This window comes from Corynebacterium sp. UMB6689, assembly GCF_030215295.1.
GTDB lineage: Bacteria > Actinomycetota > Actinomycetes > Mycobacteriales > Mycobacteriaceae > Corynebacterium > Corynebacterium aurimucosum.
The window spans coordinates 1-25,351 of the sequence record NZ_JASOLS010000025.1; the positions used below are offsets into that span (position 1 = coordinate 1).

Sequence of the window (25,351 nt, forward strand, 5' to 3'; positions counted from 1 at the left end):
ACACATACGGCACAACACGGCCAGAACAAATAAAATCAACCAACAAAAAAGTACATTGGCACACTATTGAGTTCTCAAACATCATCCGCACACCACAACAAAAATTAACCAACCGTTAACCCTCTTGCAGCGGCCCGAACAACCTTACCCAACAAGCTCAACCAAAGTCAAACCCGCCGAACAACCATTGCCCGAACATCTACCACCAGTTAACCTCCCGGCTACCTCGCGGCGACCTCGATAAATATACGCACACCCCCAACAAACAACAAATCCCCAGGAAGGAGCACTTTTTGTGCTCGTCCTAGGGCGGTTTTCTTCGCTATCGGGAAGTCCACCTGAATGTTAATAGCTAGTGGTAACAGGCCAACAGCCCATCCGGGCTATCAATAACGGTGATTGGGGTTTCGAAGATGGGCGTGAGAATCTCATCGCGCATGATTTCCTCCGGACTACCGAAGGAAACGATGCTCCCATCCTTGGCCGCACAAATATAGTCGGCATAGCGAGCAGCGAAGTTGATGTCATGGAGAACGATGATGATCGTTCTGCCAAATTCCTTGGCGGCCTTCCGCAAATGCTTCATCATCTCGACGGAGTGTGAGATGTCTAGGTTGTTGAGGGGCTCGTCGAGAAGCACGTAGTCCGTCTCTTGGCAGAGCACCATCGCCACATATGCGCGCTGGCGCTGCCCACCGGATAGCTCGTCGAGGTAACGGCTCTCCAATTCACGCAAGTGGAAGAAGTCGATGTAGCGCGAGACTATCTCTTCATCTTCCGCAGTCAGACGCCCCTTCGAGTAAGGGAAACGGCCGAAGCTCACCAGCTGGCGCACGGTCAGCTTGGTAATGAAGTGGTTCTCCTGACGCAGGATGGAAAGGATCTTCGCCAAGTCCTGCGATTTCGTGGAGGACACGTCGTAACCGGCGACCTCGATGGTGCCCTCGTCGACGTCGAGAAGCCGGCCGATCATCGTCAGCATCGTGGACTTGCCCGCACCATTCGGCCCAATCAGCGCAGTGATACCGCCGGAGGGGATCTCCAGATCAATGGGGCCGATGTTGGTTTCACCGGAGTAGGACTTGGACACTTTGGAAAGCTTGATCACAGCTTGCCCTTTCGCAGAATGACCAGAAGGAAGACGCTGCCGCCCACTAGCTCAATAATGATGGAGACCACGCCCTGCGCGTAGAAGACGTGCTGCATGAGGAAGTAGGCGCCGGTGAGAACGGCAAAGGCCGTGGCAATTGCCATTGGGAACAAAAAACGGTGGTCATACGTCTCCGCTGCCTGGTAGGCCAAGGTTGCCACGAGGAAGCCAAGGAAGGTCATGGGCCCTACAAGCGCGGTACTTGTTGCCATAAGAATGGAGACCAAAATCAGCGTGTAGATTGCATTGACCTTGTGGTTAACACCAAGGTTCGTCGCGGCATCGCGTCCCAGCGCTAGCACGTTAAGCTGCCGGGAGTTCAGGAACACCAGCATCGTCACCGCGAGAACCAACGGTATGGCGATGGGATAGTACTCGCTCTCCGCGTTATTCACGGAACCGAAAAGGCGTGCAGTCAGCACATCGAATTCACTGGGCGTGAGCATGCGCTGCATAAACGTCGACAACGAACCAAGACCACCACCGATAATGATGCCCACGAGCAGCATCGCATGCATATTGTTGCGGCGGCTGGTCAGCAGCCAGGAGTACAGCACGAGGGATAGGCCCACCATGAGCACAAGCTGCACAAGGAAGGTTCCCATGTTGCGGGCCTGAGTTAGGCCGGAGGCGCCAAGGAAAAAGATCGTGGCTGTATTAATCGCGACGTACAGGGATTCAAACCCCATGATGGAGGGAGTAAGGATCCGGTTGTTCGTCACCGTATGGAAAGCCACCGTAGCCACGGCCTGGCATACGGCGACGATCGCCATAGCGGTCACCGCATCAGCGCGGCGACGTGCAATCAGCCACCACTTGCGGGTACCAAAATCCATGGGGTTGTCATAGGCCAAGAGCCCGAAGGCGAAAACCAGCCCGGCAACGATCAAGGCTGCAAGGATGATCCAGTACTTTCGCGCCGCAGCAGCAGACTGGAAGCTACCCACGTTTCGCTGGGCACGTGACGTTTGCACAGGTTCCTTCGTCGCTGGGATAGAGATACGTACGCTCACTTGGTCGACCTCACGATCAAGACGACGAACACGATAGCACCCACAATGCCCAGGATGACTGATACGGGCATTTCAAACGGGGAAATAATGGTGCGGCCGATGAGGTCGCATAAGGTCACCGTGGCGATACCGAGCAGGCAGACCCACGGGAGGTTAGAGCGCAGGTCATCGCCGCGAATCATGCTCACTACGTTAGGCACGATAAGGCCAAGAAACGGCAATGCGCCGACAACGACGGTGACAACGCCCGTCGCCACCGCGATGAGCCCAGTGCCCAGCAGAATCATCCGCTGGTAGTTCAACCCAATATTGGTGGCGATATCCTCACCCAGCCCAGCGACGGTGAGCTTGTCAGCGTAGAAATACACCGCCATCAGAACCAGCAGGACGATCCACAGGACCTCGTATTGCCCCTCATAGACAGAGGTAAAGGATCCCATGAACCAGATTCCGAGCTGCTGCAAGGTATCCGTGGCGAGCGCCACATAGGAGGATACGGCACTAACGACAGCGCCCAGCATGATGCCGATGATCGGCACGATGAGTGAGGAGCGCAGCGCCACGCGGCGAAGGAAAGCGAAGAAGACCATGGTTCCCACAAACGCGAAGGAAACCGAAATGACCATTTTCACCAGCACGGATGAGTGCGGGAAAAGGATAAGCGAAAAGAGCAGGCCCAATCCGGCCCACTCGGTGGTTCCCGTCGTCGTGGGTTCCACGAAACGGTTTTGGGTCAGCAGCTGCATGACCAAACCGCTCATCGCCATCGCAGCGCCCGCCAAGACGAGCGCCACGGTTCGCGGTATGCGGGTGGTGAAGAACATGGACCAGCCGTCCTCATTATCGAGGATGCTGTACTCCCCCACCATGAGGGAAAGGAGGAGCAGCGCGATGACGCCGAGCACGCCGAGGCCTAGCTTCCAGGTCAGCACAGGTCCGCGGGAGTTACGCGGGCTGACAGCTGAGTGCTCTGCCGCAGCGCTGCTCTTCACCGTCACGGTTTAGTCTCCTCCTTGGCTGCCGAGAGAGTTGTTTAGGCGTTGGCCTTCTCGAAGGCGTCGGCAAGCGCGTTCAAGATCTCGGTGTAGGTAATGATGGACTCATCAATGTAGGTGTCATTCGGCGCCACGTAAACGTTGCCTTCCTTCACAGCGGTAACGTTCTTGAGCGCCGCGTTGTCCTTGACCAGCTTCTCGCCCGGCGTGACATCCTGGCCTTCCTTGGAGATAGCGGAATCACGGTCCATGACGAGGATCCAATCCGGGTTGGATTCGGCAATGGCCTCAACGGAGATATCGTCACCCTCGTGGTCATCGGAGGCGTTGGAGACCTCCAGGGCCGGGGTCAGGCCAAGCAGCTCAAAGACCGGGCCATACACGCGCCCGATACCGGGAGCGATGTAGCCGATTTCACCGCCGGAGGTGTTCACAGCCATGACCTTCTGCTCTGGGTTGTAGGCCTTCTTAGCGCGCTCAGCAGCGGCGTCGAAATCCTCGATGAGCTTCGCAGCATCCTCTTCGTGGCCGAAAACCTGGCCCAGGGCCTCAGTGTGGCGCTTGAGTTCGTCGAAAAAGTCTTCGTCATCGCGCGGCTCGAAGTCAAGCACCGGGACATCCTCGAGCAGCTTCTCAATGTCCTCTTGGTGCTGTTCGAAGCGCTGGCCGTTCCACACGACGTCCGGCTCTGCAGCTACCAGACCTTCAAGGTCCGGCTCCTTGTGGGAGCCCAGATCAACCTCGACCGTGTCCTTGTTGTAGGTGTCTCGCAGCGACTTCGGTACCAGCCTCAGCGGTGCAGCAGCAAGGTCAATATCCCACTGCGCCAGGATAGAGAAGGCGCGGTTATCCGTCACCGCGGGGTTCTCCACCGGGAGGGTGACTTCCTTCGAGCCGAAGTTATCCTCCAGGGTGATGGTGGAGGCGCCTGCCGCCGCGGATTCGGTCGGCTCAGCGGTCTCCTCAGACTGGCTGGAAGAGCAGCCGGTGAGAGCAAGCGCTGCGACCGAGAGAGTTGCGGCAACTTTGGCGGCGGTCGTGCGCGAGGCACGGCGAGAAAGGTTAAACATAGCTTCCTTGCATATTAGGTGTGGCTAACCACAGTTGGCAAATAAGGACAGCGCCTAACCTAACTCAAGTAAGGCTTACCCTTCAAGAACACTCATGTTTCCTAATTCATGACGGGGGTAGCAGACCTCCGCACGATAGCCCGTGACATGCCTTTTAGAAAAAAATGTTTACGCTTAGCCTTCCCCCTTCTTCGCGATGAGATCACTCACCGACACTGGCCCTTCCCTATCAAAATCCTCCCGCGCCGCGTGGCGGAAATTCGGATCCGCCAAGAAATCGAGGGCAACCTGTGCCAAACCCGCCGCCGAATCAACGGCCGCATCTACCGCCTGCGGCGTGGCAGCCCAGCGCGCAAAGTCCTCCGTGTGCAGGGCCACGTCAGTTGGCGATACCTTCACCATTGGATGCAGGCCGGGCACGAGATGAGAGACATTGCCAAAGTCAGTCGAGGCGGCCACTGTATCCGGCACCGTCCCAGCGGGCAGCGCGGTGCGTCCGCGGCGCGCCTGCGTGGCCGACCACCGATCCACCAGCGCCGCATTATTGCGCACGGGCAGGGTCATCGGGTGCTCATCCCAGTCGACTTCCACCTCGATACCTGCCATGAGTGCCGCGCCCCGGACGATGTCTTCCACCCTGGCGGACAGATCCATGAGTGTGCGCGTTCCTAACGAGCGCACGTAAATGGTCATTTCCGCCTCGCTCGGAATGATCGAAGGGCGATCGCCACCACTCATGATGGCGTGCACGCGATCCGATGGCGGCATTTGCTGGCGCATAAGCCCAATCCCCTGGTAGGCCAGGCTCGCAGCGTCAAGGGCGTTGCGCCCCATGAAAGGCTGGGAGCTGGCATGAGCGGCTACGCCGCGAAAACGAACGCGCAGAATGCGGCGGCCCACCCAGGCATGCGCACCGATGTCATAGCCAAAGCCATGGATCATCACCGCGGCATCGACCCCTTCGAGGCTGCCGCCGCGGATCATGTATTCCTTGCCGGAATGCCCCTCCTCCGCTGGGGTCCCCTGGAGGAGGATGCGACCGGACATAGGAGGGGCGGCGTCCAGCACGGCAGTAGCCGCCAAGAATCCAGTAACGCCCGCTGCGGCGATGACGTTATGCCCGCACGCGTGCCCAATCTGAGGCAGGGCATCGTATTCCGCCAGGATGGCCACAGTGGGATGCCGTTCAGGGTCGAAATCTGCACTCTGCCAGGAAGCTTCGAACGTGGTCTCCACGCCGTAGACCCCGCGGCACGTGGAGAAGCCATGCTCTTCAACGATGTCCGCGAGCACCGCCATGGAACGATGTTCTTCGAAGGCCGTTTCAGGGTGAGCGTGCAGGTCCGCGACGATGTGCGCGGCCTTCTCCCGCAAGGCCTCAGCCCGCGCGGCCGCCGCTTCCCAGAGCTTCGCCTGGCCCGGGTAGTCCTCACCCTGTTTTTCCGGTGGTGCTGCAGACGCCACGCGCTTGGCGACCCCCTCCTCCATCGCTTCCAAATACGCTGTCGATGGATTGTTGCGTTGATTCATGCGCTTAACCAATCATGACGTTGTTGCCCGGTCCCAACGGAAGATCTACGTAGAACCAGATGGCCAGCAGGATTGCCCAGGCGGTGAAGAACGGAATAACGAAGGGAACGAGGCGCGACATCAGCGTTCCTAGGCCTGCCTCGCGTTCATAGCGCTGGAGGAAACCCAGCATGACAATCATGTACGGGTTCAGCGGGGTGATGATCTGGGTTGCGGAATCACCAACGCGGAATGCGCCCTGAATAAACGCCGGCTCATAGCCCAGCAGGGCAAACATGGGCACGAAGACCGCGGCCATGAGCGTCCACATCGAGGATCCGGAAATAATCAGCAGGTTCAGGCAGGACGCCAGCGCGATGAAGGCGAAAATAGCTGGGAAGCCGGTAAGCCCGATGGATTCAAGGAAGGCCGCGCCCTTCACCGCGGTGAAGGTGCCGATACCGGTCCAGGCGAAGAGCGCCACGAACTGGCCCAGGATGAAGGCCAAGATGAGGAAACTCATCATGTCCTTGAGCGCGCCGATCATCATGTTCACAACATCGGTGATTCCCTTGACCGTGCCGACAACCTTGCCGTAGACCACGCCGAGGACCAAGAAGTAGGCGAAGACGATGAAGACGATGGAATTCAGCAGCGGGGACTTGGGCAAGAAGCCGCCCTCTTCATTGCGCCACGGCGATTCCGGCAGAAGAACTGCGAAGAGAATGATGGCGGTGAGGATGACCGTGGCCACACCGGACCAGATGAGGCCCTTGGATTCGGCCGGGCGCAGCTCAGCGGTGAGCTCTTCGCCATTCTCGTCGCGGTCACCGCGCTCGGCGGCATCCTCAGGATCGATATCTTCCTCGGTGGGAACTTCCTGCTGCCACATGCGCGGCTCGATCACCTTGTCGATGATGAAGCCGGCCAGCACACCGAGCACGATGGAAGAAGCCACGTTAAAGTAGTAATTCGACATGGCGTTAACCGGAGCGAACTCAGTATTCGGCAGGGTCTCCATGACCGCGGTCGTAATACCGGCAAAGAGCGCGTCCAGGGAAGTTGGCACCAAGGCGGTGGAATAGCCCGCACCCACGGCGGCGAAGCCGCCGATCAGACCCGCCACCGGATGACGGCCCGCAGCCTTGAAGACCATGGCGGCCAGCGGCGGGACGATGACGAAGGCGGCATCCGCCATGACGGAGGCGGTCACGCCGATAACGCCGACGGCGTACGGAAGCAGCCACGGTTTCGCGGAACCGAAGAGCTTGCGAATCAACGCCGAGAGCATTCCGGAGCGCTCCGCCACGCCAACTGCCAGCATGATGGGCAGCACTGTCACCAGCGGCGGGAAGTTGATGTAGTTCTCACCCATTGTGGTGGTGAACCACGTGAGCCCCTCACCGGTGAACAGGCCTTTGACCGGCTGGATCTCATCCGATCCGGGAATCTTAATCTCGACGCCCATTTTCGCCATAATGGTGGAGAGAACGCCTGTAATGAGGAAAAGAATCAGGAAGATAGTGAAGGGCTCCGGCAGCTTGTTGCCGATGTATTCGACACCATTGAGGAACTTATCCAGCATTCCCCCACTGGACTGTTGACTCGATTTTTGCTCAGCCTTGGCGGGATTTGCTTTCGACTTCTCCGTGGTACCAGCGCCGCCTTGTGGCGCTGCATTGGATGGGCTGTTCATGGGTACTCCTGTCGTAGGGGTCAGTCCCAGTGTTCCACGTCACACTGTTGGGGAAAGGCTACCACGGGAATGTAACCTGGGTAACAAATATTTTTGCCCTGTATCACATTTTGTTCGGCCAGACCTACTCCGACTCCGCTTTCTCGCCGCCCGCTCACCTCCGCATACCTACAGGCTCTCCCCAACTACGCCCACGGTAAATAGTGGCCAAAAATCGCCAGTTTTTAGCCTCTTATCTACCGTGAGCGTCACCAGATTGCCCGAACGTTACGTCCCCACGCTCAGCTTCGTCACCGCTCGCCGGCGCCAGCCCATAAAGCCGCGCGAAAGGATCCCACTCACTGTCGCGGTGCGCATCATATTCCGCAAAGTTGGCAGCATTGATGGCAGCACTGTCTGATACGAGGTGCGCAATGAGCGCGACCGTCATATCCATGCCCGCCGCAACACCTGAGGAGGTCCATCGATTGCGGTCGTGCACCCACCGCGCCTCCGGCTGCCAGGACACATCGCCCCCGAAGGACGTGGCCCAGCTATAGGCACGCTTATTGCTCGTCGCGGTGTAGCCCTCCAAGAGCCCAGCCGCCGCCAGGACCGCAGAACCCGTGCACACGGAGGCGACCCAAGGCACTTGTGCACCCACCTCACGAAGCCACGACAGAAAAGATTCGTCCCCCACGAGCTGCCGGGTTCCTTTGCCGCCGGGAATGAGAAGGGCGTCGGCCGGCTCAATCTGCCCATAAGACATTGTCGGCACCACTTCCACGCCCTGCGAGCTAGCAACTGGCCCACCATCCGGTCCTGCGAAAACAACGGCGACATCAGGCACCGCTTGAAGCAGCTGGACGGGCCCGAAGACGTCGAGAAGCTCAAAGCCCTCAAACAAGACGACCGCAATGCGGAGAGATTCGGTATCCATGCGGCCATCCTAAAGCAGGCTGCAACGACACCGATATTGAACTACCTCCCCCGAGCATCCGTGAGCACACGTAATTGAAGCAAAACCGGATACAAATGGCCCACAACCCCGACAACAAGAAGAACTGTAGCCGCTAACAATCCGTCTGCCGCAGCGCACCATCCAGCGCTACATATATGGAGCAACAATCCCCACGCATGACCGGCTGCCGACGCTCGCATGGGACGAAGAGGGGTCGCCCCTTCACACTTGGCAGACTCTTCTCTGCGCATCGCTAAAATCATGCCGTTCCATCCGATTCGCGTGAGCACAGCATTGAATCGCTCGACACCCCACCGACGGCTAGCAACGCGAGAAAATGACATCCGCCGCCACAGCGAAACCGGAATATGGCGCTCCAGAGAATCCCCAACAAAGGGAGCGAGCCCGAACCCCAAGAGAATAGCTGCAACTACGAACCCCACGGCATTCGCACCAGTTTCATTCGCCACAACATTCAGCCCTAGCACGGCTGTGATAGTCCCAGCGAAAGCGATCACTTCTACCCCCTTTAAAGGAACTCAAGAAAGCCTGCTAGCGGTTTCACGCTTCTTTCTCTATTCAGAACCCCCTGGCGCTTCCCGTCAGACAGCTGTTACCCAAGCTTAGCCGCCAAAACGGTCTCGATGCAGCATTCCCCTCGGTGAACACTCATGCTATTTGTGGAGCCGTCGGGGCTTGATTGGGCTTTTGTGGGACTGGTGTGGGACACGGGTGGCCCTACCTGCACGCACCGGACATGCGCCATTACTGCAGGCCAGGGATACAAAACGAGAAGAAGCCCCAGCTAGAACGTTATCTAGCTGGGGCTTTCCGGTGGAGCCGCCGGGGACTGAACCCCCACACCACAACACAGCAGGTCACAGGCGCAATTCAAGAAATAAGGACGGGAAAATTCCCTAATCCTTCCCTAATAGCACCAGGAAAGGCAACCATGACCACCCCACAAACCACCACCAACCCGGCACGCCGGAGTACCGGCACGCCACGCTTGCGGCACCTCATTCACCACATCGAACCACACGGAGTAATCCACACTCTATGCGGCCAACGCCTCTACAAGAATAAGGGTGCCACCACCGGGGCGTCGTAGGCTTCATCATCCACATCGGCCACGCCAAGCACCCCGTGGTCACCCCGGAGTTCTTTACTAACGGCCGCTATGTGTGGACCATCCTCATGGTCTTCTTCGTCTACTCCACCCAGATGGGCTTCATTTTCCTGCTGCCATTTGCCGCACATGACCTGCACGGCATGAACATCGATAAGGCCTCCCTGCTGATGATCCCGGGCTATATTTGCGCCATCCTCATTGGTATTTTCTCCGGCAAGATCGGTGGCGTTTTGTCCTCTCGCGCCACCATCTACACCGCTTTCGCCCTTGTCGCCGGCGCGCTGGTGGCGGCCGCGCTCTTCGTGCAGCTTCACGTCGCCGTACTCATCCTGGCCATCGTGGCCTTTGCCTCCGGCTTTGCGCTGATGTACGCCCCGCTGGTCAATACCGCACTGCGCAATATCACCGCCACCAAGTCCGGCATCGCGATTGGCTTTTATAACCTGACCATCAATATCGCCATCCCACTGGGCATTGCCTATACGGCAAAGCTGCAGGACCTCACCAGCTATAACACCGTGCTGTGGATCCTCGCGGCAGTCGCCGCCATCGGTATTGCCCTGTACGTCGTCTCTGACCTCAAGATGGCCCGTTCCGAATCCCGCCTAACCCGCTCAGGAGAACAATTATGACTTCCCGCACCGACGTTGCTTCCATCATCGACCACACCCTGCTCAAGCCGGAGGCCACCCCGGAGCAGTTCCGCGCCTTGGTCAATGAGGCGGCCGAGCTGGGCACCTACTCCGTCTGCGTTTCCCCGTCCGCCCTGCCCATCGAGGTTCCAGAATCCATGCACATCGCCACCGTCGTGGGCTTTCCCTCCGGTGCCGTAAAGCCGGAGATTAAGGCCGCTGAGGCAGCCCGCGCGGTTGCTGATGGCGCCGAAGAGGTGGACATGGTCATCAATATCCCCCTGGCCATCGAGGGCCGCGCCGAGGATCTGCAGGCCGAAATCCAGGCCGTGCGCGATGCCATCCCTGGCAAGGTGCTCAAGGTCATCATCGAGTCTGCCGCGCTTTCCGACGACGCCATTGTCCTCGCCTGCAAGGCCGCCGCAGCCGCCCAGGCGGACTTTGTCAAGACTTCCACCGGTTTCCACCCCGCCGGCGGTGCGTCCACCCACGCGGTCACGCTCATGCGCGAGACCGTAGGCGACGCTCTCGGCGTTAAGGCATCCGGCGGCATCCGCAGCGGCAAGGATGCACTGGCAATGATCGAAGCCGGCGCTACCCGCCTGGGGCTGTCTTCCTCCGCCAAGATCCTCGAGGAGCTTTAAGCCATGCCCGCACACACGAACTTCGATGTCGACTACGCCCGCACCTGGGCCGAACACGATCCGGATGCGGACACCGCCCGCCAGGTACTGACGTGGATCGAGGAAGGCAATTCCGAAGAACTCGCCGCGACCTTCGCTGGCCCCTTGAACTTCGGTACCGCGGGCCTGCGCGCCGCCGTGGGGGCGGGCGAATCCCGTATGAACCGCGCCGTGGTCATCCGCACCACCTACGGGCTTATCACCTGGCTCAACCAGCAGGTCGATGCCCCGGTCGTCGTCATTGGCTGCGATGCCCGCCACGGTTCCGCGCAGTTCCAGCGCGATGCCGCCCAGGTCATCTCCGCCGCCGGCGGTAAGGCCCTGGTTCTGCCTGCACAGAACCCGACCCCACTGACGGCTTTTACGGTTCGCTCCTTGGGCGCAGATGCCGGCATTATGGTCACCGCCTCCCACAACCCTCCAGCCGATAACGGCTACAAGGTGTACTTGGGCGGCCGCATCGCCACCGGCCCAGGCGAGGGCGTGCAGCTTATTTCTCCGGCAGACTCCGAAATTGCCGCCGCTATCGCTGCGGCTCCCTATGCCGACGAGGTTGCGCTTTCTTCTGAGCGCATCGAGGACGTCGATACCCGCGAGGACTATCTCGACCGCGCCGCCCAGCTAGTCGGTGACAATACCGATATCACCATCGCGCTGACCGCCATGCACGGCGTGGGGGGCCGAGCTCGGCAAGGAACTGCTTTCCCGCTGTGGCTTCCGCGTCTCGCTGGTGCCCGAGCAGGCCGAACCCGACCCTGACCTCCCTACGGTGTCCTTCCCCAACCCGGAAGAACCCGGCGCCTTAGACCTTGGAATCAAGCACGCTGAGGAGATCGATGCCGATATCCTTATCGCTTATGACCCAGATGCTGATCGCTGCGCCGCCGCCGTCCCCACGGCGGAAAACTCTTGGCGCCAACTAAGCGGCGACGAAACCGGTGCCCTCCTGGGCGATTACCTTGCTCGCCGCGGCGCTACCGGTAACTTCGCCAATTCCCTGGTCTCCTCCCGCCTGCTCGGGCGCATCGCCGCGCACTACGGTCTCGGCCATAAGGAAACGCTTACCGGTTTCAAATGGATCGCCCGCACCCCAGAGCTATCCTTCGGCTATGAAGAGGCCATTGGCTTTTGCCCCGATCCCGCCGCGGTCAGCGACAAAGACGGCATTTCTACTTCCGTCGTACTTGCCAGCCTTGCCGCTGAATGCAAGGCCGCTGGAACTAGCTTGCTAGGCCGCTTGGAAGAAATCTACGCCACGGTTGGCGCCCTGCACACGCAGCCGTTGACCTTCCGCGTAGAAGACTTGAGCCTCATTGCTCAAGCAATGGAGAAGGTCTCCGCGAACCCACCGACCGAGCTTGCTGGCTCCCCTATAACCAAGGTGGAAAAGTTCGCCCAAGGCTCGAAGTTCTTCACCGACAACGATGACCGCGTCATCGTCCGCCCCTCCGGCACTGAGCCCAAGCTCAAGTGCTACCTCGAGTCTCCCGACGCCGATCGCCTCGATGCCATCGCCGCCGATCTGCGCGAGTACTTCGGGCTCTAAGCCGCCACGCTCTACGCTTTAGCCGCTGCTGCCCTCGGATTCTCTTTCACAGGGACAGCAGCGGCTTTTATCCGGCATGAACCGCAGCATAGACACCGTGGTTCCTTCGGCATTTTTCTTTGACCTCAGCCAGGGTGTCGACTACACGAGGGAAACCTCAGCAGTTCCTCTTTAGGATTTCGCCTCTGCCTCAAGAACGAAAAGGCGTTTACCCCAGCCAACAGCCGTGGTGGAGGCAATAAAAGCGCCGTTGTCAGCGACAGCAGCGTTGATGTCTTCCTGAGTCGGTATCTTGGTGCCGAACATGGAAAGCCTCACCATGTCCTCTTCATAGGAATGCTCATCTCCGCCTACCGTATCGATAACCTCGGTAAAGATATAAACCCGCCGGAACGTATCCTTACTTATTGCACGGTTTAATTGGTGAGCTACTTCCTCGCTACCAAAGACACCCCAGGGATCGATGAAAACTACATCAGTTGCCCACACATAGTCCACTTCAGTGGGATAAAAACCGCTTCCCTCGCCATTCGTCTCGCATCGTGCACGAGAGGTTACTGCGATTTCCTGTAGCACCGCTTCCGAGGAAGCATCACTGATAATACGGCTCTGGGCATGCTCCCATCGTCGGAGTATTTCATCTGCATATACCGCGCCTCCCTGGCCAATGATGAGAACGCGAGCGGTTTCATCTAAATACTGCTGTAGTGCCTTAGCTGCCGAAGGAGCAGTCCACCCAGCGCTCACATTCTTTTGCTCAAAGCGTTCGGCCACGAGTTGTGGGTCACGGCTAACATACTCTGACCACGGCAATCCCTTTTCCCCTTGAGGTGCTGACTCACCGGTACGAAGACTGTACTCAAGTCGCATCAGCGCCATCGCCTCAAGATGCGCAGGCCCGCTTAACCAGCGCACCGCATTTGAATCTGGGTCCGCCAGTTCCATTCCCATTGCAGTCAACGTGAGGGCGTTCCCGCTGATTTCGACGAGTTGAAGAGCGGCCAAGTAACGGACAAATCTTCCCAAAGCCTCCTCGTGAAGTTCTGCCGCAACAGCAAGGGCAGGGACTGTGTTGGCACCCGCATCGATTTCTTGAAATAGTCCTAAACGTACTGCAGTGCGAAGCGCAAAGGCCGAGTTCAACTCAGCTAAATCATGGATATTATGCAAAACACTATTACTACTGCTCGATGCGTTTCCTTTGCCGTGTTTCGGGTTAGTACGCCGCCAGTAGCCCGTGATTTCTTGATGCTCAGGGGTAATTCCGGAAGCTTTAAACAAACGGCGCAGCGGTTTTAGCCGAGAAGCTTCCCCTGCCGCCCATACGTATCCTTCGCCATCAGGCAATAATGAAGGAGAAGTAGCTTCAAAAAGCGCCCTAGTCTTTTCCACGAAGTCCTCACCCCGTTCGCGTACCGCCCAGTGGACCTGTACTGAATCGGAAATGTCTAAGCTCTGAATATCAGCGCTCGTAGGAACCTCTATCACCGCAATCGCAGGGTGCCCGCACGGGAGTGATTCTACGCAGCGGCCAATTGCCGGGAGCGCAGTCTCATCTCCTGCCAAAAATAGCCAATCGGTATGCGTAGGTAACTGTGCACAAGACTTCGGACCTGCCACAAAAATGGCGTCACCTATTCGAGCGTTCTGTGACCAGTTTTCTGCTAGGCCCTCACCGTGGCGCGCGAAATCTATTGCTAACCGCTGGTTAGCAGCGTCAAAGTGGCGGACTGTGTATGTCCGGAATAGATTTTTGACAGCTTCTGGCCACAGTAGGTTGCCATCTTTTTGGGCGATTGGGTGCGGCCTTTCTCCAGTTTCCGGATCCGGGAAGATCAGCCGAACGTCGTCATCAAAACCATTGCTTAATAATGCAGGAACGGAAATACCATCGTGTTTGTGCTCCTGGAGTTGCTCTCCGCTGAGCGTAATGCGCCGCATGCATGGCGATATATCTTCGACATTTTGCACATATAATTCCCGGTAAGAGATTGGATAAATTTCTCTACCTCGACTGTTTCTGGGCATAGTTTTAACCATTCCTTTTGGTCAAGTTGATTTTTATTTCGTTGCCGGAGAGGCAAGAACGAACTCACCACTTCCTTGGACTTCATCACCTAAAACAACGCCTTCCGATAAATCGGAAGGCGTTCATGACTACCTGCTGCAACGGAGTGAGCCCCTTCTAGCAGGTATCAGGGTTGTGCGGGCCTTGACTACTTTCCAACCTTTTCCAGCGTCGGCATCGTCTTATCCAATACCCAAGCTCGACTCAAGCTCGTCGGGTTGTTAAGTCCGGCGACGACGGCTGAATCACCAGCGAGAGTCGCATCGGCTTTCACCTGTGGCAAATCTTTGTATCCCGGAATATTTTCAACCTCTTCGATTGAGCCGTCGCGGTTATAAATAACCATGAAATCAGCGGCTAGGTAGGAAACATTTTCCGGGGAAAGCGTGACGCGGCCATTATTAGCTGGGACGGATCCGTCCGTCAGCTTGTCCGGGAACTTCATGCCCAGATCGTAGATGAAGGAAGCACCCGGATCCTCAGGGTCAGCAACGGCGCCAAAGGAGCCTTGGGCGAACTGGGAAACAACGCCGGTTTTACCGGAGAGGTTAGGCAATTTTTCCTTTGCGTCGGAGAAACGCTTCTGATCCTCTTCAATAGCTTTCTTCGCTTCGGATTCCTTATTGAAGATCTTGCCCAAAGCTTCTAGCTGAGATTCCCAGCTAATTCCCTCACCCTTATCGGAGATTCCGCCGAGAGTCGGTGCGATTGCAGACAATTCCTTGTAATTAGCCTCGGAAATTGTCCAGTAGTCGCCAACGATGAAGTCGGGTTCGATTGCCGCGATTTGTTCCTGGGGCAGAGTCTTGAAGTCTGTCTGATCGATCACCTTGACGCCATCGAGCTTGGCCTCGCGCCAAGGCGAGTTCTTGTCTATTCTATGCTGCACAACGGCAGCTGGTTTAATTCCAAGTTCCAGCAGGTTATCAACGGCCGTTCCTACGGCAACCACGTTTTGCGGGTTGACCGGATACGTGTCCGTTCCCCGTGCGTGCTCAATGGTCACGTCTTCTGCAACCTCGGAGGTTGTTGCCGCTTCATCGGTTGAATCGTTCGACGAGCAGCCCGACAGAACTAATCCGGCACAGATAGCGGCAGCAATGAATGACCGCGCACCTCTTTTTACTGACATCCTTTATCCTTAAAGTCGGTTTCCTCAAGCTACCTTTCAGCTCTTTTCATCAGAGTTTTCGGTAGACCCGAAGGTAACTTTTTAAGTTAGGTTAGCATTACCTATGCCACGTTGCAATAGTTTATTCTAGTTATTGATCTATAGTTATTACCTATCTAAAGGGGTATACCTTCACCCTTTCGCACAACGACAGGGGCGATATCAGACAGCTACTTGTATACATTTTCATCAATGTCCGAGGACACGGTCACGATAAGTTCTGGATCGTCTTTTCGATACGCGGAGTATCGCCCCCGATTCTGTCGTTATGCCGAATGCCGACGCCAGCGGCGTAGCCGCATTTACGCCAACCCCTAATCTCCAGCAACTTATTTTGAACGCCCCTTAAGTAAATGAAGGCTTACCTTACTTCGTGCTGTAATATGTTTTCCCATGATTGACAACCACCCCCAGCAAAAGTCTGAGCCACAACTCGGCCGAAGCTCCCCTCCCCTTCCAGAGGTGGCAAGTACCCGATCGCGGAGGAACGATCCTGTGGGCACGTCGGGATATATGGAATTTTGTCAACCGCACTGGGACGAATTCACCGTTACGCACCTCTCCCGCCCCCACAACTTAGGATTTCCCATCGTGATCGATATGGCAGAGATGACCGGTCATGAGCGTCTCTCGTCCTTCTTGGGCCATCGGGTCACAGCACCCTTGGATCTGGACTCGGAGCTCCTCATGGTTTTGTCCGGGCCAGACTACCGAAGCACCAGCGCCTACTGGGCACTCTTTAGGGCCTACTTCACGGACATCGGAAAGCAGCAGTGGGCAGGCCAACAGGCTCGGTTATGTGGTCGCCTGCAGCTAGGTGCGGGCTGGCAGCCACTGCAGGGATTGGAGGCCACGCTATGAGTGTGCGCACTACCCGCCTACTGGGCCTAGGGGTACTGTTCCTACTGGTCCTCGGCGGCACGATCTGCAGTTTGCTGTACGGTGCCCGTTCCATTCCTGCGGAGGATGTGTGGGCCGCGCTGCGGGATCTCCCAGGGGCGAGCGGCTCCCAAGACGAAGTTCCAACCAATCAACGCGTAGTAGCCGAGCTGCGGCTACCGCGCACCCTGCTGGCCATTATGGTGGGGGCGGCACTGGGAGTGGCCGGTGCTCTCATTCAGGGCCATACCCGCAATCCCCTGGCAGATCCGGGAATCCTCGGTGTCAGCTCCGGCGCGGCCCTGAGCGTTGTGGTCAGCTTCGCTCTGTTTGGCATCACCGCCCCGTGGGCCACCGCAGTAGTAGCCTTCCTCGGCGCGATCGCAGCCACTGCACTAGTCTTCGGCCTAGCCTCCGCAGGCAAAGCAGCAGTGGACCCTTTGACCTTAGTACTGGGCGGAGCCGCACTGTCGGCGGTATTAAGCGCCATTACCAGCGCATTCGTTCTCACCAATGACAATAACCTGGATCGAATGCGCTTTTGGACCGTCGGTTCCCTTGCCGGTCGGGATATGAACATTGCACTAGGCATCCTGCTGTTTATAGTGCTGGGACTGATCCTGGCGTTTGCCACCGGCCCACAGTTGAACATCTTGAACTTAGGCGACGACGTGGCCGCAGGACTCGGCATCAACACCGCGGCCGCAAGACTTGGCGGCATGGGCATCATCGCACTGCTGGCCGGGGCGGCCACGGCTGCAGCGGGCCCGCTGGGCTTCATTGGTCTGGTAGTGCCCCACATTGTCCGGGCTCTCACAGGCCCAGATTACAAGTGGATTTTGCCTTACTCTGCACTGGCCGGCGCGGCACTGTTGCTGTGTGCGGACGTAGTGGGCCGCCTCATCGCCCGCCCCGGGGAGCTCCAAGTGGGCATCGTATTGGCATTCGTTGGCGCGCCGTTCTTCCTCGCCTTAATCTCTCGGAAAAAGGTGATGACGCTGTGATACGACATAACAAGGCTGTACAGGATAAACAAAGCACTTCGTGGCAGATGCCGGGCAGGGTGCCATTCCGAGCTGGGCCAATCTCCTTTCTCTGGCGCCCGCGGGTGGTGCTGGTGTGTCTTATCGCCACAGCGCTCATTGTCTTTTTAGGAGCACTCTCCATCGGACTGGGCGACTACCCTATTTCCGTCCCCCGAGTACTACAGGTGATCTTTCATGGGGAAGGATCCCGCGTGGAAAAACTCGTGGTCCTCGAGTGGCGCATGCCTCGAGTAGCCACAGCCATCGCGGTCGGCTGCGCACTGGGACTTTCTGGAGCGCTAACCCAGACGGTCACCCGGAACGCGTTGGCCAGCCCCGATATCCTCGGCATCACCACGGGCGCCTCTGCCATGGCCGTAACGGTCATCGTGCTCGGCGGTGGCGGCAGTGGCTTCGCCGGCTGGCTCGCTGGAATTGGGATTCCCTTGGCCGCGTTTCTGGGCGCGATACTGAGCACCACGGTTATCTGGGCGTTGGCTTGGCGGCGCCACGCGGATTCCTACCGCCTCGTACTCGTGGGCATCATCATTACCGCGCTGCTAAGTTCCTACATCAATTTCCTCATGGTCCGCGCGGAACTGCGGGATGCCAGCCAGGCACAGTTCTGGCTCACCGGGTCCCTGGCCAAGTCGGAGTGGAATACCACCATCCCCATGGTCGCCCTTGTGATTGTATGCGCCCCGTTGCTGGCTTGGATCTCCCACCAAACGCTGGCCACCACTCTGGGACCCGATCTAGCCCGAGCGCTGGGCCAGCGAGTCAACGGCGTGCAGGTGGCAATGCTGGCGTTGGCCGTAGCGCTAGCTGCGGTAGCTGTTTCCGCTGCCGGCCCCATCGGATTTATCGCCTTTGTAGCGCCTCAAGTAGCCCTTCGGATGTGCGGCGTACCCAGTCCCCCGCTTGCGGCGTCGGCTCTTACCGGCGCAGTACTGTTACTAGGTGCGGACATCGTGACCCAAACTATTCTGCCGGTGGAACTTCCGGTGGGTATTGTCACCTCCGCGCTGGGCGGTATCTTCCTCATTTACCTACTCGTTCAACGCACTAGGAGCACAGACGCATGACCTCCCCCATACCTCAGTCAAGCGCAGACCAACCGAATACCACCAGTAGCGTGGTCGCTTCCTCGGTCACGGTAGGCTACGGCCAGCGCACCATCATCCGCGATCTCAACGCCACGTTCCCAGCGGGAAAAATCACCACTATCGTGGGGCCCAACGGGTGCGGTAAATCGACCTTGCTGCGTGCCATGTCCGGACTGCTCGACCTCGATACAGGGACCGTATATGTAAATGGACAAGATATCTCGGCCATCAAGCGCAAGGACGTCGCCCGAAAACTGGCAGTGTTGCCCCAATCACCCGTGGCACCTGAAGGCCTGTTGGTCTCCGATCTGGTAGCCCGCGGTCGGCACCCGCACCAAGCATGGTTCCGGCAGTGGTCCTCTACCGACGAGGAAGCAGTCTTCGCGGCTCTAAGCCAGACCGGTTCTGCAGATCTTGCGAGCCGTACGTTGGATGAGCTTTCCGGAGGCCAGCGCCAGCGGGCGTGGATCTCCATGGTGCTAACGCAAAACACCGACATCCTCTTCCTAGACGAGCCGACCACTTACCTTGACCTGGCTACCTCCGTGGACATCCTCGAACTTGTCGATAGCCTGCGTCAGAAACTAGGAAGAACCGTAGTAATGGTGCTGCACGATCTAAACCTGGCGGTGCGCTACTCCGATTACCTTGTGGTTATGAAGGAAGGCCAGGTAATAGCTTCCGGCGCACCCGCCGATATCATCACCGCAGAGCTGCTGCAGCAGGCTTTTGATCTGCGGGCACGGGTGATCGAGGATCCGGAGACTGGAGATCCGCTCATCGTTCCACTCAGAATGAAGCGCCCTGGGTTTAGTTCCTCCCTCAGCTAAGGATTCCTCCGCTAGCCAACCTTCCGCATCAATCTTTGAGGGGAAGGAATGCCCAGGGCGGTGAAACGCACCATCCGGCCCGGTGTATTCCGCATAGACGCGCTTGCCCTTAACCGACACCTTGCCGAATGCCCGGCGCGTGCGCTCAGCCTTCCTCCGTGCCATTGCCACACCTTCCACAACGAGGGACTAGGGACTAGGGAAACGTTCCCTATTCATTCCCTAATCAGAGTCATTTAGTGGCAACTCGTGGCCACCTGTGGCAACACAGTATCATGCCAATGAACTGCACAGATACAGCAAATCCCCCGGTGAACGCTCACCAGGGGAAATGCTATCTGTGGAGCCGCCGGGAATTGAACCCGGGTCCTTCGTCATCTCGCCAGGGCTTCTCCGTGCGCAGTCTGCACAGGATCTCTACTCGGCCCTCCGGCTCGGGCAAACTCGCTCCGGATGATGGGCCCAGTTGCTCTAGAAGTCCCCAACCGGCCGAACAACAAACCGGTCAGGCAAGTTCCTTAGTCGATGCCAGGATCTAGGTCAGGAACCAAACCTAGGCTGACAGACACGCGTCGCTGTAATTAGGCAGCGAGGGCGTAGTCACGCTGAGAGTTCTTCTCTGCGTTTATTGGTTGCTACGACGCTTAACGGTGGTCTCTAGCCTGCACCGGCACGCTTCCCCTGGCTCAATGTACGAAGTCGAAACCAAGTCGACCCCTCATTTACACATTGCTGTGAAAGCTGCGCAGAACGCATCTTTATGCGCCCTACGGTCTGTTCAACGCTACTGCACCTGCCCCTATTCCCGCAAGCTTCACCCCAGGCCACATGAGGCATAGCTTTCATAAGCACCCCCTTGTGATTAGCATCAACTTAAACGCTGTTAAGGTGTGTGAGTCCGATACTCCTACTTTGTTAAAGGCTGCAAAGTGAGCACACATACCGAAACCACCAGTTCCCCGGAAGACGCTAAAAGCCCAGCAAGCAACACCGAGTGGGCCATCTCGCTCTTCGGCACCGCCGTAGGCGCCGGCATTCTTTTCCTCCCCATCAACGCGGGCAGTTTCGGCTTCTGGCCCCTCCTCGCGGCCACGATTCTGATTGGGCCGATGACATACTTCTCCCACCGCGGTCTGGCCCGCATGATTTGTGCGTCACCACGCCAGGGCGAGGACATCACCGCAGTGGTCACGGACTATTTCGGCAAGAGCGCAGGTTTTATCATTTCGGTGATTTATTTCTGCGCCATCTTCCCCATCGTCCTCATTTATGGCGTTTCGATCACCAATACGGTCAACAGCTTCATCGTCAACCAATTAAATGGACCCACGATTTCACGCCCGCTGTTGGCTTTCCTCCTCGTGGGCATCATGACCATCGTCTTCGCCTTCGGTCAACGCATGGTGCTGGCCGTAACGCAGTTCTTGGTCTACCCGCTGATCTTCTGCCTTGGCGCACTGTCCATCTACCTTATCCCGCGCTGGGATATCGCCTCCTTCATGGAGGTGGGCAACAATGATTGGCGCGTCGTCGGTGCTGTCGCCCTCATCATCCCCGTGCTGGTCTTCTCCTTTAACCACTCCCCCGCGATTTCCCAGTTCTCCTTGGCCATGGTCGCCGCACACGGCCGCGAGAAGAGCTCGGAGAACGCCTCGCGCGCGCTGGCACTAACCGCAATTCTGCTCACCGTATTCACCATGTTCTTCGTGTGGTCCTGTACCCTCACGCTTGGTGCGGACGGTCTCGCCGAGGCCCGCGAGCAAAACCTGCCGGTCCTGTCTTACCTGGCCAACGTCACCGGTGTCCCGGTCTTGGCTTTCCTCTCCCCGATCATCGCGATGATTGCGATTATCTCCTCCTACTTCGGCCACGTGCTGGGAGCTACCGAGGGCGGCAACTTCCTGCTGCGCAGCGCCGCGCCGCGCGCCACCGAGAAGCTCTCGGAAAAGCAGCTCAACTCCATCATGCACGGCATCATCTTTGTCTGTGCGTGGATCGTGGCCATCATCGACCCTTCAATTCTGGGTCTCATCGAGGCCATCGGCGGCCCCTTCATCGCCTCGATCCTGTACCTGCTGCCGATGTATGCCATCCACCGCATCGACGCTCTGAAGCAATTCCGCGGCCGCCCCAGCAACGTCTTCGTCGTCATCACGGGTCTCATCGCCGTGGGCGCCACCATCTGGAGCCTTTTCTCCTAGCGTTCCTCTAACCACGCCTTCAAAACAGTGGCGTGGTTGACCTCGCGGTCCTTGGCGGCGAAAAGTAGGGTGACGTCACCATCCTCCGCTAGTTGGCGCAAGCGCGCCAACTCCTCGCCGTCGTTCTCGTCGAGCTCCGCACGGTAGCGCCGGGCAAATTCCTCGAAGGTGTCAGCATCGTGCCCCCACCACTTACGCAACCCCGGGCTGGGCGCGACATCCTTGAACCAGTGGTCATAGGACAGACGCTCCTTGGCCACGCCACGGGGCCAGAGCTTATCGACGAGCACCGCTACCCCACGCGGCTGCTCATCTTCCCGAATAACATCATGAGCCTTAGCCGTATAAATCATGGCTTCCAGGTTAGGCGTTAATCCCCTTTACGCGGCGGCCCAGCTCGCGGGTGATGTCGCGGTCCTGGTCGCGGCGCTTGATTGCTTCGCGCTTGTCGTAGTCCTGCTTACCCTTGGCCAAACCGAGCTCGCACTTGGCGCGGCCGTCCTTCAGATACACCTTGAGCGGGATCAGCGTCTTATTGCCGTCGCGCACCTGGCCCATGAGCTTGTCAATCTCCCTGCGGTGCAACAGCAGCTTGCGTGTGCGCTTGGGCGAGTGATTCGTCCACGAGCCTTGGGAATACTCCGGGATGTGGAGGTTGCGGATATAGACCTCGCCGTCGTCAATGGTGGCGAAGGCATCTGCCAAGGAGATTTTACCTTCGCGCATCGACTTAATTTCGGTGCCCACGAGCACCATGCCGCATTCCAGGGTGTCGAGGATGGTGTAGTCGTGGCGGGCACGTCGGTTGGTGGCCAAGGTCGAGTTATTGTCGACGGCCGCCTTTTTCTTCTTTGCCTTCTTCGCCATAGTTCGAACTATATTACGCTACTGCCAGGCACAACCCACAACAGGCCTGTTGGCCTATGTCCGCACGTAGGCGCGCATGGTCACCTGCGCGGTCAGTGCAGCGCACAGGATTGCCACAAGCCCCACGATAGGCAGAGCCGTCCACACGTCGCCTGCGGTCACCGGGGCCAGAAGCTGGTTGTGGTACAGGTCCTTCAGCGCGGGATCGATCACCGTGTTCTTTCCTACGATGACGCCTATCCCGGCGAGAACGACACCACCGACGGCGCCGAGGACCGCCTCCATGATGAAGGGGGCGTGGGTTACCCACCGCGAAGCACCGACGATGCGCATAATCGCGGTCTCTCGCTGGCGCTGATAGGCGGCGATCTGCACCATGTTCGCGATCAGCATGATGGCGGCCAGCGCCATGACAGCAGCTAAGACGAAGGTGGCATTCCGGATGGCGTCGAGGTTGCCTGCGGCGCTGCGGACCTCCTCTTGTTGGTCGATGATGTCGCTAACGGCAGGGTCGGACGCGATGGCGTCGATTGGCGCGGTATCCGTCGGATCCTTCAGCCGCACATGGAAGGCCGCCGGCAGCGCATCCGGGGAGGTTTCCTCAACCATGACTGGATCAGTTTCCTTGAACAGTTCCACAAAGCGCTCGTAGGAATCCTCACGGTTGCGGTAGCTGACGGACTCGATATCTTCATCCGCCTCTAGCTTCTTCTTCAGCCCGGCGCAGGCGGAGTCCTTGCACTGCGGATCGTTGGCAGAAATATCCTCGTTGAGCTGGACCATGACCTCGACGCGTTCGAGGTAGATGTTTTTGGTTTCGTTGGTCATCTGGGTAACCAGCACACCAGCCACCACAAGCGCCACCGAAATGGCCGTGGTGATCACCATGGCGATAGTCATGGTGATGTTACGCCCTAGCCCTTTAAAAGCTTCCCTGAATACAAAGCCCAGATTCACCTAGACCGCCTCCCCGTACATCGCGTTCTTCTCATCGCGCACCAGCGTGCCGTTGTGCAGCTCAATGACGCGCTGGCGGGCCTCGTTAACTGCGCGCGCATTGTGCGTCGACATCACCACGGTGGTTCCGCGGCGGTTGATCTTGGTGAGCAAGGCCATGATCTCCGCAGCCGTGGAGGGATCAAGGTTGCCCGTGGGCTCGTCGGCAAGCAGCAACTTGGGACGGTTAACAAAGGCCCGCGCAATCGCCACGCGCTGCTGCTCACCGCCGGAGAGTTCATGCGGCATGCGGTGCTGCTTGGCACCCAGGCCGACCATGTCGAGGACCTCGGGGACTTGCTTGGCAATCCGCGCCTTGCGTTTGCCGATGACCTCGAGGGCAAAGGCGACATTGTCGTAGACATTGAGCTTGGGCAGAAGCCGGAAGTCTTGAAAGACATAGCCGATGGATTGGCGCAGGCGGTTGACCTCGCGCCCCTTCAACGCGTTGACGTGGAAGTCCCCGAAGTAGATATCGCCCGAGCTGACATTGGTTTCGCGCACCATGAGCTGGAGGAAGGTCGACTTGCCGGAGCCGGACGGGCCGATGAGAAAGACGAATTCTCCGTCTTCAATCTCAAAGGACACGTTGTCCAGCGCGGGCCTTGTGGAGGTCGGATAGACCTTGGACACATTCTCAAAAGTGATCACTTAAGCCACATTAGCAACATTTGTTACTCGAGCCTAGGACTCCTGCTGCGCCATACGCCACCGGATCCCGGATTCCAGGAAACCATCGATATCACCATCCAAGACCTTGGAGGGATCCCCCACCTCATAGTTCGTGCGCAGATCCTTGACCATCTGGTACGGATGCAGCACATAGGAACGCATCTGGTTGCCCCAGGAGGCATTGCCACCGGCGCCCAGCGCATCGAGCTCCGCGCGCTCCTCTTGGCGCTTGCGCTCCAGCAGCTTCGCCTGCAGCACGCGCATAGCAGAGGCCTTGTTCTGGATCTGGGACTTTTCGTTCTGACAGGTCACCACGATGCCGGTCGGGATGTGCGTCAAGCGCACCGCCGAATCCGTTGTGTTGACCGACTGACCACCCGGGCCCGAGGAGCGGTAGACGTCCACGCGCACCTCCGAATCCGGCACTTCGATGGAGTCGGTTTGCTCCACCACCGGCAACACCTCTACCTCCGCGAACGAGGTTTGGCGGCGGGCTTGGTTATCAAAAGGAGAAATACGCACCAAGCGGTGCGCGCCCTGCTCTACGGAAAGCTGGCCATACATGTATTCGCCATGCACCACGAAGGTAGCGGACTTAATACCGGCTTCTTCGGCATAGGAAATGTCATAAACATCCACCTTGTGGCCGTTTTTCTCCGCCCAGCGCGTATACATGCGCATGAGCATCTCCGCCCAGTCCGCAGCATCCACGCCACCGGCTCCGGAGCGTATGTGGATCACCGCCTCACGCTCGTCGTACTCACCGGACAACATGGTGGTCACCTCGAGTGCCTCGATGGCCGCGCCGAGCTCTTCCAGCTCCGTATCCACGAGCTCCTGGGAGGCCTCGTCGCCTTCCTCCTCCGCCAGCTCAGACATCACGGGCAGATCCTCAATGCGCCCGCGCAGGGAATTCAGTTTGCGTAGCTTTGCCTGCTGCGCCGACAGCTCCGAGGTCACCTTCTGCGCATGATCAGGGTCATCCCACAGCGACGGGTCCCCCGCCTGGGCCTCGAGTTCGCGCACGCGCTCGGACACCGCCTCCGGGTCCATCACCTTTTCAATGGAGGTCAAGGTGGCGCTGAGTTCCTCAAGTCGTGCTGTTTGTTCCGGACGCATAGCCCCCTACTCTACTTATTCTTTCTCCCTGATTAGCCATCGGCCGCGTTT

Annotated in this window: 21 protein-coding genes, 1 other RNA gene and 3 pseudogenes; 9 read left to right on the forward strand and 16 right to left on the reverse strand. The window is 58.3% G+C overall.

Going from position 1 to position 25,351, the window contains the following annotated elements; translation table 11 throughout:
- Positions 1 to 352 precede the first annotated feature (352 nt).
- From QP363_RS11375 to QP363_RS11405, 7 genes are all read right to left on the reverse strand, one after another.
- Entirely contained in the window at positions 353 to 1,108 is a 756-nt protein-coding gene (locus QP363_RS11375) for an ABC transporter ATP-binding protein (RefSeq protein WP_070444161.1), read from the reverse strand.
- A complete protein-coding gene (locus tag QP363_RS11380) occupies positions 1,105 to 2,163 on the reverse strand; it encodes an iron chelate uptake ABC transporter family permease subunit (protein ID WP_246815695.1) in 1,059 nt (352 codons plus the stop codon). Before QP363_RS11380 ends, QP363_RS11375 begins: the two co-directional genes overlap by 4 nt.
- A complete protein-coding gene (locus QP363_RS11385; protein ID WP_070444165.1) occupies positions 2,160 to 3,161 on the reverse strand; it encodes an ABC transporter permease in 1,002 nt (333 codons plus the stop codon). The genes QP363_RS11380 and QP363_RS11385 overlap by 4 nt, the downstream gene beginning before the upstream one ends.
- 35 nt (positions 3,162 to 3,196) lie before the next feature.
- On the reverse strand, positions 3,197 to 4,228 hold the full coding sequence (locus QP363_RS11390; protein WP_070444168.1) for a siderophore ABC transporter substrate-binding protein: 1,032 nt from the start codon (positions 4,226 to 4,228) through the stop codon (positions 3,197 to 3,199).
- 174 nt (positions 4,229 to 4,402) lie between these two features.
- Complete coding sequence (locus tag QP363_RS11395; protein WP_070525608.1) at positions 4,403 to 5,758, reverse strand: M20 family metallopeptidase; 1,356 nt, start codon at positions 5,756 to 5,758, stop codon at positions 4,403 to 4,405.
- Between the two features lie 4 nt (positions 5,759 to 5,762).
- On the reverse strand, positions 5,763 to 7,433 hold the full coding sequence (locus tag QP363_RS11400; RefSeq protein ID WP_070525610.1) for an AbgT family transporter: 1,671 nt from the start codon (positions 7,431 to 7,433) through the stop codon (positions 5,763 to 5,765).
- A 232-nt stretch (positions 7,434 to 7,665) separates the two neighbouring features.
- Positions 7,666 to 8,352 carry a DJ-1/PfpI family protein gene (locus QP363_RS11405; protein ID WP_284764641.1) on the reverse strand — a complete coding sequence of 229 codons (687 nt, stop codon included), beginning with the start codon at positions 8,350 to 8,352 and terminating at the stop codon, positions 7,666 to 7,668.
- A gap of 973 nt (positions 8,353 to 9,325) precedes the next feature.
- On the opposite strand from QP363_RS11405, the gene QP363_RS11410 reads away from it, so the two are divergent.
- From QP363_RS11410 to QP363_RS11425, 4 genes and pseudogenes are all read left to right on the forward strand, one after another.
- Positions 9,326 to 9,484 carry a hypothetical protein gene (locus QP363_RS11410; protein ID WP_158010535.1) on the forward strand — a complete coding sequence of 53 codons (159 nt, stop codon included), beginning with the start codon at positions 9,326 to 9,328 and terminating at the stop codon, positions 9,482 to 9,484.
- Positions 9,475 to 10,137 (forward strand): annotated as a pseudogene (locus QP363_RS11415) (MFS transporter); the annotation flags it as partial. The gene QP363_RS11410 and the pseudogene QP363_RS11415, both read left to right, overlap by 10 nt.
- Positions 10,134 to 10,781: a deoxyribose-phosphate aldolase gene (gene deoC, locus QP363_RS11420; protein ID WP_070512024.1), complete on the forward strand. Its 648-nt coding sequence runs from the start codon at positions 10,134 to 10,136 to the stop codon at positions 10,779 to 10,781. The pseudogene QP363_RS11415 and the gene deoC, both read left to right, overlap by 4 nt.
- A gap of 3 nt (positions 10,782 to 10,784) precedes the next feature.
- Positions 10,785 to 12,366: pseudogene (locus QP363_RS11425) on the forward strand (phospho-sugar mutase).
- A gap of 171 nt (positions 12,367 to 12,537) precedes the next feature.
- Here the strand turns inward: QP363_RS11425 and QP363_RS11430 are convergent.
- Positions 12,538 to 14,337: a siderophore-interacting protein gene (locus QP363_RS11430; RefSeq protein WP_246823966.1), complete on the reverse strand. Its 1,800-nt coding sequence runs from the start codon at positions 14,335 to 14,337 to the stop codon at positions 12,538 to 12,540.
- Between the two features lie 245 nt (positions 14,338 to 14,582).
- Positions 14,583 to 15,566, reverse strand: coding sequence for an ABC transporter substrate-binding protein (locus QP363_RS11435; RefSeq protein ID WP_284764642.1), 984 nt, complete (start codon positions 15,564 to 15,566; stop codon positions 14,583 to 14,585).
- A 630-nt stretch (positions 15,567 to 16,196) separates the two neighbouring features.
- On the opposite strand from QP363_RS11435, the gene QP363_RS11440 reads away from it, so the two are divergent.
- The 4 genes from QP363_RS11440 to QP363_RS11455 are packed head-to-tail and all read left to right on the forward strand — an operon-like array spanning position 16,197 to position 19,445.
- Positions 16,197 to 16,466 (forward strand): hypothetical protein, encoded by a 270-nt coding sequence (locus QP363_RS11440; RefSeq protein WP_141754747.1) that lies wholly within the window; start codon positions 16,197 to 16,199, stop codon positions 16,464 to 16,466.
- On the forward strand, positions 16,463 to 17,488 hold the full coding sequence (locus QP363_RS11445; protein ID WP_070717220.1) for an iron ABC transporter permease: 1,026 nt from the start codon (positions 16,463 to 16,465) through the stop codon (positions 17,486 to 17,488). The genes QP363_RS11440 and QP363_RS11445 overlap by 4 nt, the downstream gene beginning before the upstream one ends.
- Complete coding sequence (locus QP363_RS11450) at positions 17,488 to 18,594, forward strand: iron chelate uptake ABC transporter family permease subunit (RefSeq protein WP_141754748.1); 1,107 nt, start codon at positions 17,488 to 17,490, stop codon at positions 18,592 to 18,594. Before QP363_RS11445 ends, QP363_RS11450 begins: the two co-directional genes overlap by 1 nt.
- Positions 18,591 to 19,445, forward strand: coding sequence for an ABC transporter ATP-binding protein (locus tag QP363_RS11455; protein ID WP_070717218.1), 855 nt, complete (start codon positions 18,591 to 18,593; stop codon positions 19,443 to 19,445). The genes QP363_RS11450 and QP363_RS11455 overlap by 4 nt, the downstream gene beginning before the upstream one ends.
- Positions 19,446 to 19,454: 9 nt before the next feature.
- Here the strand turns inward: QP363_RS11455 and QP363_RS11460 are convergent.
- Positions 19,455 to 19,610 (reverse strand): annotated as a pseudogene (locus QP363_RS11460) (site-specific integrase); the annotation flags it as partial.
- A gap of 173 nt (positions 19,611 to 19,783) precedes the next feature.
- Positions 19,784 to 20,163: a transfer-messenger RNA gene (gene ssrA / locus QP363_RS11465) on the reverse strand.
- A gap of 211 nt (positions 20,164 to 20,374) precedes the next feature.
- Between ssrA and QP363_RS11470 the strand changes: the two genes are divergently transcribed.
- Complete coding sequence (locus tag QP363_RS11470; protein WP_070444176.1) at positions 20,375 to 21,646, forward strand: septum formation initiator; 1,272 nt, start codon at positions 20,375 to 20,377, stop codon at positions 21,644 to 21,646.
- On the opposite strand, the gene QP363_RS11475 is transcribed toward QP363_RS11470, so the two are convergent.
- From QP363_RS11475 to prfB, 5 genes are read right to left on the reverse strand one after another with little or no spacing between them, the layout of a single operon-like run.
- The gene (locus QP363_RS11475; protein ID WP_070444178.1) at positions 21,643 to 21,999 is read right to left on the reverse strand and encodes a DUF488 domain-containing protein; all 357 of its coding nucleotides are present in this window, start codon (positions 21,997 to 21,999) and stop codon (positions 21,643 to 21,645) included. The genes QP363_RS11470 and QP363_RS11475 overlap by 4 nt on opposite strands.
- Before the next feature lie 10 nt (positions 22,000 to 22,009).
- Positions 22,010 to 22,513, reverse strand: coding sequence for an SsrA-binding protein SmpB (gene smpB / locus QP363_RS11480; RefSeq protein WP_010189093.1), 504 nt, complete (start codon positions 22,511 to 22,513; stop codon positions 22,010 to 22,012).
- A gap of 54 nt (positions 22,514 to 22,567) precedes the next feature.
- Positions 22,568 to 23,470 (reverse strand): permease-like cell division protein FtsX, encoded by a 903-nt coding sequence (gene ftsX / locus QP363_RS11485; RefSeq protein ID WP_070444180.1) that lies wholly within the window; start codon positions 23,468 to 23,470, stop codon positions 22,568 to 22,570.
- Positions 23,471 to 24,160: a cell division ATP-binding protein FtsE gene (ftsE, locus tag QP363_RS11490; protein WP_070444182.1), complete on the reverse strand. Its 690-nt coding sequence runs from the start codon at positions 24,158 to 24,160 to the stop codon at positions 23,471 to 23,473.
- A 33-nt stretch (positions 24,161 to 24,193) separates the two neighbouring features.
- The gene (prfB, locus tag QP363_RS11495; RefSeq protein WP_070444184.1) at positions 24,194 to 25,300 is read right to left on the reverse strand and encodes a peptide chain release factor 2; all 1,107 of its coding nucleotides are present in this window, start codon (positions 25,298 to 25,300) and stop codon (positions 24,194 to 24,196) included.
- Positions 25,301 to 25,351: the final 51 nt, after the last annotated feature.

Excerpts from the sequence above, each read along its gene's own strand:
- QP363_RS11390 (WP_070444168.1), bottom strand. The coding sequence starts at position 4,228 with ATGTTTAACCTTTCTCGCCGTGCCTCGCGCACGACCGCCGCCAAAGTT.
- QP363_RS11395 (WP_070525608.1), bottom strand. The coding sequence starts at position 5,758 with ATGAATCAACGCAACAATCCATCGACAGCGTATTTGGAAGCGATGGAG.
- QP363_RS11400 (WP_070525610.1), bottom strand. The coding sequence starts at position 7,433 with ATGAACAGCCCATCCAATGCAGCGCCACAAGGCGGCGCTGGTACCACG.
- QP363_RS11405 (WP_284764641.1), bottom strand. The coding sequence starts at position 8,352 with ATGGATACCGAATCTCTCCGCATTGCGGTCGTCTTGTTTGAGGGCTTT.
- QP363_RS11410 (WP_158010535.1), top strand. The coding sequence starts at position 9,326 with ATGACCACCCCACAAACCACCACCAACCCGGCACGCCGGAGTACCGGC.
- deoC (WP_070512024.1), top strand. The coding sequence starts at position 10,134 with ATGACTTCCCGCACCGACGTTGCTTCCATCATCGACCACACCCTGCTC.
- QP363_RS11435 (WP_284764642.1), bottom strand. The coding sequence starts at position 15,566 with ATGTCAGTAAAAAGAGGTGCGCGGTCATTCATTGCTGCCGCTATCTGT.
- QP363_RS11445 (WP_070717220.1), top strand. The coding sequence starts at position 16,463 with ATGAGTGTGCGCACTACCCGCCTACTGGGCCTAGGGGTACTGTTCCTA.
- QP363_RS11455 (WP_070717218.1), top strand. The coding sequence starts at position 18,591 with ATGACCTCCCCCATACCTCAGTCAAGCGCAGACCAACCGAATACCACC.
- QP363_RS11475 (WP_070444178.1), bottom strand. The coding sequence starts at position 21,999 with ATGATTTATACGGCTAAGGCTCATGATGTTATTCGGGAAGATGAGCAG.
- smpB (WP_010189093.1), bottom strand. The coding sequence starts at position 22,513 with ATGGCGAAGAAGGCAAAGAAGAAAAAGGCGGCCGTCGACAATAACTCG.
- prfB (WP_070444184.1), bottom strand. The coding sequence starts at position 25,300 with ATGCGTCCGGAACAAACAGCACGACTTGAGGAACTCAGCGCCACCTTG.